Source organism: Bartonella tamiae Th239 (genome assembly GCF_000278275.1).
GTDB lineage: Bacteria > Pseudomonadota > Alphaproteobacteria > Rhizobiales > Rhizobiaceae > Bartonella > Bartonella tamiae.
The window spans coordinates 2148161-2162119 of record NZ_JH725147.1 but is presented as its reverse complement, the minus strand read 5'-3'; the positions used below and the strand labels follow the sequence as shown (position 1 = coordinate 2162119).

12 protein-coding genes and 1 pseudogene are annotated in these 13959 nt (G+C 37.0%); 6 read left to right on the top strand and 7 right to left on the bottom strand.

What is annotated here, in order from left to right; all coding sequences use genetic code 11:
• Positions 1-24 precede the first annotated feature (24 nt).
• Positions 25-648, bottom strand: coding sequence for an SH3 domain-containing protein (locus ME5_RS09680; RefSeq protein ID WP_245256531.1), 624 nt, complete (start codon positions 646-648; stop codon positions 25-27).
• Positions 649-1038: 390 nt separating this feature from the next.
• Between ME5_RS09680 and ME5_RS09675 the strand changes: the two genes are divergently transcribed.
• The 4 genes from ME5_RS09675 (at position 1039) to ME5_RS09660 (ending at position 3989) form a co-directional block, all read left to right on the top strand.
• Positions 1039-1221 carry a hypothetical protein gene (locus ME5_RS09675; RefSeq protein ID WP_008040605.1) on the top strand — a complete coding sequence of 61 codons (183 nt, stop codon included), beginning with the start codon at positions 1039-1041 and terminating at the stop codon, positions 1219-1221.
• Between the two features lie 264 nt (positions 1222-1485).
• On the top strand, positions 1486-2304 hold the full coding sequence (locus ME5_RS09670) for a MetQ/NlpA family ABC transporter substrate-binding protein (RefSeq protein WP_008040604.1): 819 nt from the start codon (positions 1486-1488) through the stop codon (positions 2302-2304).
• Between the two features lie 7 nt (positions 2305-2311).
• The gene (locus ME5_RS09665) at positions 2312-3343 is read left to right on the top strand and encodes a methionine ABC transporter ATP-binding protein (RefSeq protein WP_008040602.1); all 1032 of its coding nucleotides are present in this window, start codon (positions 2312-2314) and stop codon (positions 3341-3343) included.
• Positions 3336-3989 (top strand): methionine ABC transporter permease, encoded by a 654-nt coding sequence (locus tag ME5_RS09660; RefSeq protein ID WP_008040600.1) that lies wholly within the window; start codon positions 3336-3338, stop codon positions 3987-3989. Before ME5_RS09665 ends, ME5_RS09660 begins: the two co-directional genes overlap by 8 nt.
• 204 nt (positions 3990-4193) lie before the next feature.
• Here ME5_RS09660 and ME5_RS09655 read toward each other — a convergent pair whose 3' ends face one another.
• The 3 genes from ME5_RS09655 to alr form a co-directional block, all read right to left on the bottom strand.
• Complete coding sequence (locus ME5_RS09655) at positions 4194-4673, bottom strand: MaoC family dehydratase (protein WP_008040592.1); 480 nt, start codon at positions 4671-4673, stop codon at positions 4194-4196.
• Between the two features lie 576 nt (positions 4674-5249).
• Complete coding sequence (locus tag ME5_RS09645) at positions 5250-6506, bottom strand: D-amino acid dehydrogenase (RefSeq protein ID WP_008040591.1); 1257 nt, start codon at positions 6504-6506, stop codon at positions 5250-5252.
• A complete protein-coding gene (gene alr, locus ME5_RS09640) occupies positions 6503-7642 on the bottom strand; it encodes an alanine racemase (protein ID WP_008040590.1) in 1140 nt (379 codons plus the stop codon). Before alr ends, ME5_RS09645 begins: the two co-directional genes overlap by 4 nt.
• Positions 7643-7876: 234 nt before the next feature.
• Between alr and ME5_RS09635 the strand changes: the two are divergent.
• Positions 7877-8338: pseudogene (locus ME5_RS09635) on the top strand (Lrp/AsnC family transcriptional regulator).
• A 239-nt stretch (positions 8339-8577) separates the two neighbouring features.
• Here the strand turns inward: ME5_RS09635 and ME5_RS09630 are convergent.
• Positions 8578-9720 (bottom strand): alpha-hydroxy acid oxidase, encoded by a 1143-nt coding sequence (locus ME5_RS09630; protein WP_008040588.1) that lies wholly within the window; start codon positions 9718-9720, stop codon positions 8578-8580.
• A 222-nt stretch (positions 9721-9942) separates the two neighbouring features.
• The gene (locus ME5_RS09625) at positions 9943-10329 is read right to left on the bottom strand and encodes a MerR family DNA-binding transcriptional regulator (protein ID WP_008040587.1); all 387 of its coding nucleotides are present in this window, start codon (positions 10327-10329) and stop codon (positions 9943-9945) included.
• A 252-nt stretch (positions 10330-10581) separates the two neighbouring features.
• Here ME5_RS09625 and ME5_RS09620 point away from each other — a divergent pair, with 252 nt between their 5' ends.
• Complete coding sequence (locus tag ME5_RS09620) at positions 10582-11958, top strand: uracil-xanthine permease family protein (protein WP_008040586.1); 1377 nt, start codon at positions 10582-10584, stop codon at positions 11956-11958.
• 181 nt (positions 11959-12139) lie between these two features.
• On the opposite strand, the gene ME5_RS09615 is transcribed toward ME5_RS09620, so the two are convergent.
• Positions 12140-13561 (bottom strand): phosphomannomutase, encoded by a 1422-nt coding sequence (locus tag ME5_RS09615; protein ID WP_008040585.1) that lies wholly within the window; start codon positions 13559-13561, stop codon positions 12140-12142.
• Positions 13562-13959 lie beyond the last annotated feature (398 nt).

Genomic DNA, 13959 nt, shown 5'->3' with positions numbered 1-13959 from the left:
AATGGTCACCTTATTATATATGGCTCAATAACGCACAATGTCATAACGGGTTTCGTTACGGTAAAAGTTATGATTATTCACATCTTGTGGAAAGAGCGGATTATAAGCATTGACCTTATGTGAAATTCCGTCTGATACTTGTACGACGCCCGGCGTTGAAGTTGGACGAACAACTTTGACTTGTTCATTTGCTGCAGGTGCGACCAATCGCATTGGATTTATTTTTTCAAGCGAATTGACCAAAACTGCATTTTGTCGCGTTGACGGATCTTCTACAACAACGCCGCGAGTTGCTGCAACATAACGTGCGCTTGATTGAGGAACAATCGCCACATGGGTTGGGCGTACAACTTTATAAGATGCTGTTACAACTGGTACGGCGGCAACATTCACAGGGTTAAGATAACGCGCTGAAGACCAGCCATTTACGCCGTTATAATTGACAGAACACCATGCACGGTTGGCCAAGCATCCGTTAATATCCACAGCTCCACCATGCGGTATTGTTGTTGCTACTGCATGCGCAGTTGATGGTCCTGTACGCAAATTGAGATTTCCTGTTGTAACTCCAGATGCAGCCATTGCGCCTGTCGTAAATACTACACTTGTAACTGCCATAACAGATGATAGAAACATTTTTTTTAACATAACTTTTCCCTTCATATTTTGTGCTCTCTTTATTTATTTTTGTTGAGAGATCTCACATCCATTGGTTTATTCGTTTATTTTCAGACTATTTAAAAAGATATTGCATGGTAAATGCTGAAGATGAAGCCATCTCTTTAAATCTTCGTATCACAGAGACTCATTCTTAAAATTTGCCTCTTTAGTGAACCTTTTCGGGTCCTTATCCCTCAAATATTATCCTTTGATACCAAAAGATAATTCTTGGCGGTTCACTTTCATAAATCTTGAGATTTCTATTGGTTCCATTCTTTGTTTCTTTTTGAACTTTTCTAAAAACGTGATAAAATCTTTTTTTTCAAACGACGTTAAACCAAATATGGCAATGTGCGTTTGATAAAGGAGGAGGATAAAATGTTGTATTCAATTTCAGAAAAAATACTTGATTGTGCTGGTTATGTGGCCGCCTTTTTTATATCACCTGATGCAATCAATTTTAATTTTATTCAATTAGGCGTGGTTCTTCTTATGTTGATTGCAATAGCATTGGTTTGCTGGTTCATACCATTCATCTTTCGGCATCATAATATTCGTTGAAGCCTTGTCTTGGAATAATATTTTGTTATCATACGTATATTTCGCATATATTTGATTAATTTATGCGAAATATTTAAAAAATATTTCTCGCTTTTGTTCTAAGATCGGATAGATTACATACGAAAGAGGGACTAAAAATTTTTAAAAAATTCACGTTTATTTTTAAAAAATTGAAGGTTACTATGGTGCTTTTGGTGAAATTAATGAATGCATTTTAAAAAAATGCCCTCTATTCATGAACGTGGTAAATAAGGATTTTGGATTATGGTTTTAAATAAACTGAATAGACGGTTGGTTCTTGGCTTATTTGTCTCTCTTGCTGCTTTCACCACCCAGATGTCGATTTCATATAGTGCTGATAAAAATCATATTAAACTTGGCACCATGGAAGGTGAGGAAAGTGACGTTTGGAAAGTTGCCATTGAGCAAGCCAAAAAAGAAGGTCTTGATATCGATTTGGTTTATTTTTCTGATTATGCTTTACCGAATGAAGCCGTTAATGCGGGTGATATTGATGCCAATTCCTTTCAGCATAAACCATATTTTGACAGTCAAGTTGAACAACGCGGCTATGACTTGGCAATTGTAGGCAATACCGTTCTTTATCCTATTGGTGTTTATTCGCGCAAAATTAAAGAATTAAAAGATTTGCGTGATGGAGCTGTTGTTGGTGTTCCGAATGATCCCTCAAATGGTGGTCGCGCATTGCGCCTTTTAGACAATCTCGGCTTTATTAAGTTAAAAAATCCAGATGATGTTCTTGCATCAAAACTTGATATTGTTGAAAATTCAAAAAATCTCGATATAAGAGAACTTGATGCTGGTATGCTTGGCCGTGCTATTGAAGATTTTGATATTGCCATTGTTAATACAAATTGGGCTTTAACAACTGGATTAAGCTCTGAAAATGATGCGATAGCTTGGGAAAAAGCAGAAGGCAATCCTTATAATAATATTATCGTTGTACGCTCAAGCGATAAGGATGAGCCATGGGTAAAAAAACTTGTGAAAGCTTATCAATCAGAGCCTGTGCGCGAAAAAATAAAAGAAGTTTTCGGTCCAAACGTTCAGACATCCTGGTAAAATAAGAATGGGCTTAGCCACACAACCTTTACTTTCTTTAAAAAATATAAGCCGCCGTTTTGCACAAACGGCGGCCGTTGATCATTTGTCGCTTGATGTCCATAAAGGTGAGATACTTGGTATTATTGGGCGCAGTGGTGCAGGAAAGTCTACACTTATTCGTTGTCTTAATGGTCTTGAACCGATTGATGAAGGGTCAATTCTATTCGAGGGCCAAGATGTTTCTCATCTCAGTGAAACACAATGGGCACCTTATCGACAACGTATAGCGATGATTTTTCAACACTTTAATCTTTTATCCTCTAAACGTGTCATTGATAATATTGCGCTTCCTTTAAAGCTTGCAGGGGTCAATAAATTAAAACGACGTGAACGCGCTATGGAACTGATAGAACTTGTTGGCTTATCTGGTAAAGAATATCATTTTCCTAATGCTTTATCAGGTGGACAAAAGCAACGTGTTGGTATTGCACGCGCGCTGGCCGCTAATCCTAAAGTGTTGCTTTCAGATGAAGCAACATCTGCGCTTGATCCTGAAACAACCCAGTCAATTCTAGAACTTCTTGGCGATATTAATCGACGTCTTGACTTAACTATTGTTTTAATAACGCATGAAATGGAAGTTGTTCGTGCAATTGCTGATCGAGTGATTGTTTTAAATAAAGGAAAAATCGTAGAGCAAGGGCTCGTTCGTGATATTTTTGCCTCTCCTCAAAATGATACGACGATCGCTATGTTGCGACTTGTGACACCGCAATTACCTATAGAATTTGCAAAAAAACTGAAACCCGTGGGCAATGAAGCCGTCATTGAATTGAATATTGCTGGTGAAATAGCGCGTCAACCTTTTTTAAAATTAATTGAAAAAGAAAGCGGCTTAGTCCCACGTATTTTGCATGGAGGCATTGATACGATACAAGGTGAACCTATTGGGCGCTTTTTCATTGGCCTTTCTGCCGAAAATAAACAATGTTTTGATCTCGCTGTGAAATGGCTTGCCAAAAATGGGCGATATTTTGAGGTTTTAGGTTATGTATAATGTCGTTTCACAGGAATTGCCAAACGCAATTTTAGACACACTTATTATGACAGTGAGTGCGTCTTTTCTGGCTCTTATAATTGGACTTCCTTTGGGCTTACTGTTATATGCAACCGCTAAAAATGGCATGTTGTCAAATTGTTGGATACATGGTTTATTAAGTGCGATTGTTAATATTGCTCGCGCTATTCCATTTATTATTCTTGCCTTTTATCTTTTACCAGTTACGCGTTTTGTTGTTGGAACAGGGGTAGGTATTAAACCTGTCATTTTTGTTCTTACTGTATCAGCAGTGCCTTTTTATGCTCGATTGGCAGAACTTTCTTTTCGCGGTGTTGACAAAGGTTTGGTTGAAGCCATTCGTTCTATGGGCGCCAGTCGGTTTCAAATTATAAAGAATGTGATCATCCCTGAATCAATGCCAAGCCTTATCTCTGGTTTTACAGTTATGGTTATTGCTGTGATTAGCGCAACCTCACTAGCAGGTTTTTTGGGCGGCGGTGGTTTAGGTGATATGGCTATTCGTTATGGTTATCAGCGATATAACACTGAAATTATGACACTGGTTATTATTGTACTTGTTGTCTTAAATATTATGACGCAATGGCTTGGTGATTATTTCCATAAAGTCTTTAAACGTGGATAAATTTTCATTTCATTGGTATTTTTCACTGCATAATGATTTTTATAAACTACAGAAAAAATCATTTTAAATCGACAAATTCCTATCATTATAAGATGAATGATGACTTTAATGAAACAATGAATAATATTCATTTTTTAATAATTTTATATTCATAAAGTCATGTAAAATGAAGATTTAATAGTTTAAATATTTATGAGTGAGCTTCTAAGAAGGTATATTTTCAGGCGAGACCATCGTAATGGCTATCCAATTGGCAATTAAAGCTGGTTTTTTTGTATTTTCTATCTCAAGTGTTACTTCATAATGAAAGACAATGCGACCTGAGGGACGAATTTCTGCATCGCTTAAAACAAAACGAGCGCGCACTCTTGAATTGGTTTTTACAGGACTCATCAGACGAACTTTATCAAAGCCATAATTGATCCCCATTGTGGCGCCTTCAAGTTCTGGTAAAGCCTCATAAGCGAGTGTGGACAAGAGTGATAATGTTAAAAAACCATGAGCGATTGTCCCACCAAAAGGTGTATCTTTTGCCCGTTCTTCATCTGTGTGGATCCATTGATGATCATCTGTTGCATCTGCAAATTGATTGATCATTTCCTGAGTGATAAGGCGCCATTGTGAAATACCAACTTCGTGACCAATAGATGCAGGAATCTCGGCAATTGTGACTGTACGTGACATAAATTTTCTTTCCAAAGTTTTTTGCTTAACGCACTTAAATTTATCAGGCAAAATTTAAAAATTTTAGTGTCTTATATCCTGCTTCTTATAGACGCGCAATTTTTGTCTTTGTTTTTTTGGTATGGTCTGTGTAAAAAAATATTGAAGAAAATTAATAAATATAAATATCGTGTCGATAAAAAATTTATTAAAACTAAGTGTGTTCTTCATAGTCGTAAAAAATTTGTTTCATTCAATAATATGCATGAGATGATGGCGCTCGATTGGAATTCTAGGCACAAGACTATTTATTTTGTTGAATTGCTATGGGAAGATTTTTTAAGAACGAGGAGAGGTGCTGCTGGTAATAAGGATATTTTCAAGGCAGCACAACAAAATGACTGACAAGATTTCACATATTCAAAGGACACAAAAATATCTTAAATCTTTTTTATCAAAAAGCCAGTCGATGATATAGTATCCGTTTTTACTTTCTTCCTCGTATCATTTTTTATTTATTGCGCCAGTTTATTAAAATCAAGTGGTCTTGAGCCTCATTTATGCTCATTACTCATGATGAAAAAAAAGTGAGTATCCTCATTGATAACGCTGAATATCTAGTCCTGATGGATCAATTTCTGTTTTTTTACCGCTGATCATATCGGCGATAAAATGAGCGCTTCCAGTTGACATCGTCCAACCAAGTGTACCATGCCCTGAATTGATATAAAGATTTGGAAAAAGTGTTTTTCCTAAAATTGGCACACTATCAGGAGTAACTGGTCGAAGCCCCGACCATAATTCTGGCTGATAATTTTGGTCATAGCCTTTTGGAAACATCATTTTTAACGCTTCTTGTAGCGTTTTCATTCGTTGTTTTGAAAGCTTTATTTTATAATCGGACACTTCTGCCATTCCGCCAACGCGAATACGATCTCCAAGGCGTGTCACAGCAACTTTATAACTATCATCAATGACAGTCGAAACAGGTGCATGTTCAGCATTGGTAACAGGCACGGTAATAGAATAACCTTTGACAGGATAAATTGGGGCATGTAATCCAACATTAGATAAAAGAAAAGGCGTAAAAGAGCCCATGCAGACAAGATATGCATCAGCTGTTTCAAAACCAGAAGAGGTTTCAACGCCGCTGATTTTTTGAGCGGCATAATGTAATTTTTTTATAGTGACGTTATAGCGGAATTTAACCCCCTTATCTTGTGCCATTTTTGCAAGTTTATCAGTAAATATTTTGCAATCACCTGTTTCATCTTTCGGTGTTTGTAAGCCACCTGTAATTTGCTTTTTAAGCGAAAAAAGGCCCGGTTCTTCTTCAACGCATTGTTGTGCATTCAACATTTGAAATTCTATGCCATCGGCTTTTAAAACCTCAACATCTTTATGTGCGGCTTCAAATTGTGCTTGATCACGAAAAAGCTGTATAGTGCCTTTCATACCCTCATCATAAGGAATATGTGTTTCTTCTCGAAGAGCTTTTAAGCAATGAGCACTATAATCTGAAAGACGAACCATGAGTGCTTTATTATCTTTGTAGCATTGCGTATTGCAATTGGTCAGCATCGATAAAAGCCATGATATTTGTCGAAAATTGGCTTGCGGGCGAATGATAAGTGGCGAATTTGGGCGCATCATCCATTTTAAAGCTTTGATAACAAGGCCAGGGGAAGCCCATGGTGTTGTATATCCAAAAGAAACTTGACCAGCATTGGCAAAGCTTGTTTCAAGAGCGGGTCCTGTTTGACGATCAAGCACAGTCACATCATGTCCTGCTTTGTTTAAATACCATGCAGATGTAACACCGATAACACCACTGCCTAATATGAGAATTTTCATAATCTGGTCGTCTTTCCATTTTGAAGATAAACACGCGCACAACGTCTGCTTAATGATGTGAGAATTTCATATGAAATAGTGCCTGCATCTTTTGCCACTTCTTCCAAGCTTTGATGTTCTCCGATAAGTTCGACAAGATCACCAGCTTTTAAGAGTATCGGCAGATCGCTTGTATCCAGTGTGATTGAATCCATTGAAATGCGACCGAGTATTGGTAGTCTTTGTCCAGCATAAAAAGCAGAGCCTTTATTTCCCAGACTACGATGCCAACCATCCGCATATCCCATTGCAATCGTGGTAATAGTGCTTGGGTGCTTCGTTATGAAATCTCCCCCATATCCAATGGCTTGACCTTTTTCAACATGGCGACTTTGTATGACGCGTGCGTCAAGTTTTAAAACAGGTTTAATATGTTTTTCTTTATGATTAGGAGCAACGCCATAAAGCGCAATACCAGCGCGAACAAGATCAAAATAATAGGATTTTTCTAAGAAAATGCCCCCTGAATTGGATAAAGCAATAGGGCAGTTTGGAAATGTACTTTTTATATCTTTCAAACATTGCAATTGTCGGGCATTGGAAGGATTTTCTTTTTCATCGCCACTGGCTAAATGACTCATTAAAAAAAGAATATTTGCGTCGTTGAATATTGACGTATTGGCACTTAAAAATTTGCATTCTTGTGCATCAAGACCAAGTCGTGCCATTCCGGTGTCAACTTGAATTATTGCGGCGAAATTTTTACGACGTTTGATGCAAAGATTTTGCCATCTTAGAATGGCGTCCCAAGAATTCAGTACAGGAACAAGATGATTTTGCGCAGCGATGCTTTCACTGCCAGGTTGTAATCCATTCAAAATAGCAATGATTGCATCTTGAGGAAGAACTTTTTTGAGATCTCGTCCTTCATTCAGTTGTGCCACAAAAAAGATACGACATCCTGCCTTGTAGAGGATATGTGCAACATTGGCCGCACCCAAACCATATGCATCTGCTTTGACCACAGCAGAGCATTGTGCAGGTGCTATTTTTTTACAAAGCAGTTGATAATTATGCGCTATAGCGTCAAGATCAATGGTCGCAATAGCTCCATATGTTTCTATTGGTAAGTGATCTTCATTTTCTGTGTTTGGCATTTTTATCATTTCTCATATTTTATATGGTGAAGTAATGAATGTGTTTTAAATCATAGTATGATGACATTCGGTAAATATATGTCTTATATTTAAGTGATTTAAGATTTTAATCGATAAATGCCACTTTATGTTTCTAAAATTATAGGTGAAAAATGCGTGAATGTCGTTTCTCATATTAAAATATTCTGTTATTTTTCGCATGATTTCGATTTTTAAGTTATAAGTTCATATATTATGCAAAAAATAGGCGCTATCGATCGTAATATTATACGATCTTTGCGCCGTGAAGCGCTCATGACCAATGCACAATTAGCCTAAGAGGTTGGTTTGTCACCATCAGCCTGTTTGCGTCGTGTGCAAATATTAGAAAATACTGGCGTTATCCGTAAATATACAGCTATATTAGGAGCAGCTGAAGGTGATGATCGTCTGGTTGTTATTATTCAAATTACATTAGAAAAACAAACGGAAGATTATCTTGATCGGTTTGAAGCGGCCGTGTGTCGTCATCCAGAAATTAAAGAATGCTATTTAATGACTGGAGATGCGGATTATTGGTTGCGTGCTGAGGCAGAAAATGCAACTGCTTATGAGAAAATTCACAAAGAAGTGCTTTCACGATTGCCTGGCGTTTCACGCATTCACTCAAGTTTTTCTATTCGTTCAGTTTTAGCACAACGTTCTCACACCTCTTAAATCTCATTAAACTAAGCTGATATGTGTTCATGACTGACAATTGTGTATAAGAGAACGTATTCATTCCTTTAAAACGTTTTTTTCAACTATAAAATCCATGAATGATAATAGTGTACTATCCATAAACACAGTTTAAGATAACCAATGAAATGATAGTTTTATAAAATTTTGCGTTTTTTGATAAATGCTCAATGACAGAGAGAGACATTACTATAATAGGTTATTTTGACTACAATAGTTTATTTATCAGAATAAAGCACATCATTTGTTAATTCATTTACATCTCTTTTGCCACATAAAGCCATTGTAATGTCCAACTCACGCGCAAGAATTTCAAGTGCTTTTGTCACGCCCTCTTGCCCCATAGCTCCTAAACCATAAAGAAAAGGTCGGCCAATATAAGTGCCTTTAGCGCCGAGCGCGAGTGCCTTTAAAATATCTTGTCCAGAGCGAATGCCACCGTCCATATGGATTTCTATTTTGTCACCAACACTATCAACAATTTCAGGCAAGACGGAAATTGATGAGGGAGCGCCATCGAGTTGTCGACCACCGTGATTGGAAACTATAATGGCATCAGCACCAGTTTTTGCGGCCATTTTTGCGTCTTCTTTATCAAGTATGCCTTTAAGAATAAGAGGACCTCCCCAGATTTTCTTAATCCATTCAACATCACTCCAATTTAATTTTGGATCAAATTGTTCTGCTGTCCATGAGCTTAAGGAAGAAAGATCTGTGACATTTTTAGCGTGACCGGCAATATTACGAAACGTACGTCGATTGGTTTGTAACATTTGCAGGCACCAATGCGGACACGTCATCATTTGCCAAATATGTTTGAGTGTGAATTTCGGTGGAGCAGATAATCCATTTCTAAGATCTTTATGCCTTTGCCCTAAAATTTGCAGATCCAAGGTTAAGACCAATGCGCTACATTTGGCAGCTTTTGCTCTTTCGATAAGATTGGCAATAAAATCTCGATCTTTCATGACATAAAGCTGAAACCAAAATGGTTTTTTTGTAACAGAAGCAACATCTTCAATAGAACATATACTCATCGTAGAAAGTGTAAATGGCACCCCAAAAGCTTCTGCTGCTTGGGCAGCAAGCATTTCACCATTAGCATGTTGCATGCCTGTTAGACCAGTAGGAGAAAGTGCGACAGGCATGGAAACATCTTGGCCGATCATGGTGCTGGCAAGCGAGCGATTGGTCATGTCAACAAGAACACGTTGGCGCAATTTGATTTTTTGAAAATCGTCTTCATTGGCGCGATAAGTACTTTCTGTCCATGCACCAGAATCTGCATAATCAAAAAACATTTTTGGCACACGTTTTTTTGCCAATTTTTTTAAATCTTCAATATCGAGAATTTCTGCCATAGTGATCTCCCAAAAATGCACACGGAATTATGTCTAATGTGCGCGTTTGAATATAAAAGCATTTTATTGGAAGAATAACAATAATATTACTTTTGTTTGTATAAGATCGTGAAAGCATAAAATGAACGCATCATATGGCGGTAAAACCTAACTGCATCAAAAACGATCAACGAGAAGTCTTAAAGTTTTATCGTTAAAATGCCTCAAAGTCATGTGTCATAACTAGCTTGCAAGACTTTCTAAAATAGGGCAATCAGAATGTTTAATGCCTTGGTAATGATCCGCTAGTTCTTTTAATGTATGTATCATTTTTTGGGAAATGCGTTGTTTTTCTTCAAATTTGTCAATATGCAAAAGAGTCAGTGTTTTGACATTGCTCGATGCGCGATCATGATTGTTCCAAAGCTCTAAAAGTTTTTGAATTTCAGAAATAGAAAAGCCGAGCAATCTTGAAAGACGAATAAATTTAAATGTGACAATATCCTGCAGGCAATAAACACGATATCCGCTTTGTGTTCTTTGAGCAGGCGCAATGAGTGCAATATCTTCATAACGTCGGATCATTTTGGCTGAAAGACCTGATTGTTTTGCAGCTTCACTAATATCCATGCTTTACAACCTTTCCATTTAATTTTCATATTCTTTTAAATTTTATACCTACGCTTGGATAAGAGAAAAGGCCGTTATGTACAAAAATTTACGATGATGAGCTAATTTTTTTAAATTTAAGTGCTCAAATTTTGATTGCTAGTGGAAAAAGAGAAAAGAGAGATATGAATGTGCTTGACGTTTCATCATGGTTGATCAACTAAGCTTTTATTTCTTTTTAGTTGGCAGAGAAATTCTGCTGGAGATAATTTTATGACGCAAGACAAAAAAAATCCTTTTGCTCATGAACTGGTTTATCAAATTCATGATCGTCCATCTGCTCCGATTGCATTTTTGGCAGCTTTACAGCATCTTTTAGCCATTATTGTTCCAATTATTACACCGGGTTTTATTATTTGCAGTGCAGCAGGTTTATCGCCACAAGACACAGCAATGGTTTTGTCTATGTCGTTAGTGATTTCTGGCGTTGCGACTTTTTTTCAATGTAAAAAAATAGGTCCTTTGGGCGCAGGACTATTAATTGTTCAAGGTACAAGTTTTAATTTTGTGGGGCCACTTTCAGCAGGTGCAGCTGTTATGGTTGCAAGCGGCCATAGTGCGCATGAGGTCATGGCCACAATTTTTGGTGTGGTCATTGCAGGCTCTTTTATAGAAATGACAGTTTCCAGGATTCTTCCTTTTATTAAAAAAATGATTACACCACTTGTGACAGGTATTGTTGTTTTGCTGATTGGGTTAACGCTCATTAAAGAAGGTTTGATCAGTATGGGCGGGGGATACGCCTCCATGGGACCACAAGGCAGTTTTGCCAGTTTAGAAAATTTGAGTCTATCGTGCTCTGTTTTTATTCTTATTATACTCTTTAATCGTGTTAATATTGCTTGGGTTCGTTCAAGTGCAATTATTTTAGCACTGATTATAGGTTACGGTATCGCGGGATTTTTGGGACGGCTTGATTTTTCTGGATTTGAAAACTCGGCCATTTTTGCCCTCCCATCTCCTATGCATTTTGGTCTATCCTTTTCTTGGTCACTTTTTATTCCCTTAATTATTATTTATTTGGTAACCTCTCTTGAAGCCGTTGGCGATATTACAGCAACAAGTAAAATTTCAGGTGAACCTGTTTCAGGACCATTATGGATGCGTCGTATTAAAGGCGGTGTATTGGTTAATGGTGCCAATTCACTTTTAGCTGGTGTTTTTAATACATTTCCCAGTTCTGTCTTTGCGCAAAATAACGGTATTATTCAATTAACGGGTCTCGCAAGTCGCTATATTGGTTTGTGGATTGCGGTTATTTTAATTATTATGGGACTTTTCCCAAAAATTGCAGCCCTTATACAGGCCATGCCTGAACCTGTTTTAGGGGGTGCAGCGATGATTATGTTTGGGTCCGTAGCAGCATCAGGAATTAATATTTTATCAGCAATTCAGTTGGATCGACGTGCATTATTGATCATTGCTATTGCTTTGGCTGTAGGTGTTGGCGTACCACAAGTTCCTGACTTTGTCGCACATTTGCCTTCATGGCTTGCAGATATTCTGAAATCTGGTCTGGCAGCAGGTGGCATTACAGCGATTGTGCTTAATTTGGTTTTGCCAGAAACACAAAAATCTGTTGAGGAATAACAGATATGGTCTTGATGAATAGAATGGTGCTGTTTTTATTTTAGTACAGGAATAGACGACATAGAATCATCATAAGTCTTGTAAACTATTTATTATCAATCTTTGTCATGAGACTGATGTTTTGAACATAATGATATGGGATCGTTGTAATTTATGAAAATGCAACGATCTTTTTATAAAATTAGAGTTTATCAATTGCGTGTGCCATTTTATTTAAGCCCCAAGTAAGATTATTATCAGCCTTTTTTTGTGTTGAAGCTTCACAATAGCATCGCATTTCAGGTGCATTCCCTGATAAGCGATAATGGATAATATCACCATTATCAAAAATAACGCGTAATCCATCAATAGTATCCCAATGGGTAATTTTTCCCATGGAGTGAAAAAAATGCACACGTGTCGTGCCATCGTCTAAAGTATCAAGTATACGAGACGCTTTTTCTGTATCAATATTGGTTAATCTATTGCTTGCAGTAAAACGATGCGGCAATTCCGCCATAAGAGCTTGTACGCTATTGCCTTGAAGATGCGCCAGTCCGAGAAGACATAAAATAGGTAAAATAGCATCACGTGTTGGCAATTTTTTTAAAATTCCTTGCTCTGTTGTGACATCGCTACCAAGCAAAACACCACCATTGGCTTCAAAGCCAATAATGGTATTATACCCATCAGTAACAGCCTCTTCCATTTCTGCAATAACATAAGGTGAACCAACACGGCAGCGATATATACGTTGAAATAAATGGCTTAATTCAATGGCGGAAGATGATGTGACGGGAGTTACAACCGCATCAGCTCCTAAATATTGTGCTGTTAACAAACCAATAAGATCACCCTTTACAAAATGCCCATCCGAACCAGCAATGAGCGGTCGATCAGCGTCGCCATCAGTAGATATCAGTGCATCCAAACTGTTTTCTTTGACTGTGTTTAAAACAAAATCACGATCATTTTGACTTAAAGCTTCTGTATCAATAGGTATGAAGTGATCTGATCGCGCATAAACGAATGTTTGCGCACCCAATTGTTTTAAAATATCGATTAACAAATCACGCGCAACAGAACTATGTTGATAAACACCAATACGTAAATTTTGAAGACTATTTTCTGGTAAGATTGCAAGGCAACGCTTACGATAAGCTGCTAAAATAGAAGGGTTAAGTGGATATTCTTTTTTATCTTTTATAATAGGTTTGACGATTTCTAAGTGATATAAAATACTCAATTCATCTTGTTTGGTAATTTCGCCTTCTGATGTATAAAATTTTAAGCCGTTTCTGTCTTCGGGAATATGACTTCCTGTCACCATAATTGCAGGACAATGATTGTTCAGCGCACTAAGAGCTAATGCAGGAGTTGGTAAAGCACCCGCATTCATAACGTGAACACCATAGGATGAGGCGGTATCCATAATAATTTTGCTTATATGGGGACTGCTCGCGCGCAGATCATGACCTACAATGAGCGCCATATCTGGGGTAAGTTTTTTGCTGGCTTTTAGATGATTGAGAAAGGCTAGCGTATAATTTTGACAAACATCATCTGTTAGTGCACTGACAAGTCCACGCAAACCACTAGTACCAAATTTAAGATCATTTTTCATAATGATTTTCCACAAATATATATCGCTTTTTAAATGATATATTCTTTAATGAAGGTGTATTTATTTCTTATTATGCAGTTATCTATGCTATTGTAAACTTATCACTTTATTATTATTTTTCACTATGAAATGAATGATTTATGTTCGTTTAAAAAGAATGAGGCTTGATCGGAAATAAAATCTTTAAGATTTTAACGATTTTTTCTTTTGGTTTTAGTTTTTGTTTATTTTAATTTACAATTATCCGTTTGACGTCACATCTTTGCTCAATAGGTTTAGGCAATGTAAACCTATTGAGCAAAAAAAACTTTTATAAAAAAATTCTTTGATGGTGACATTATGGTTTACGGTAAGTGCATACATTCATAATTTATTTTTGTTCATTTGAGTAAATAAGA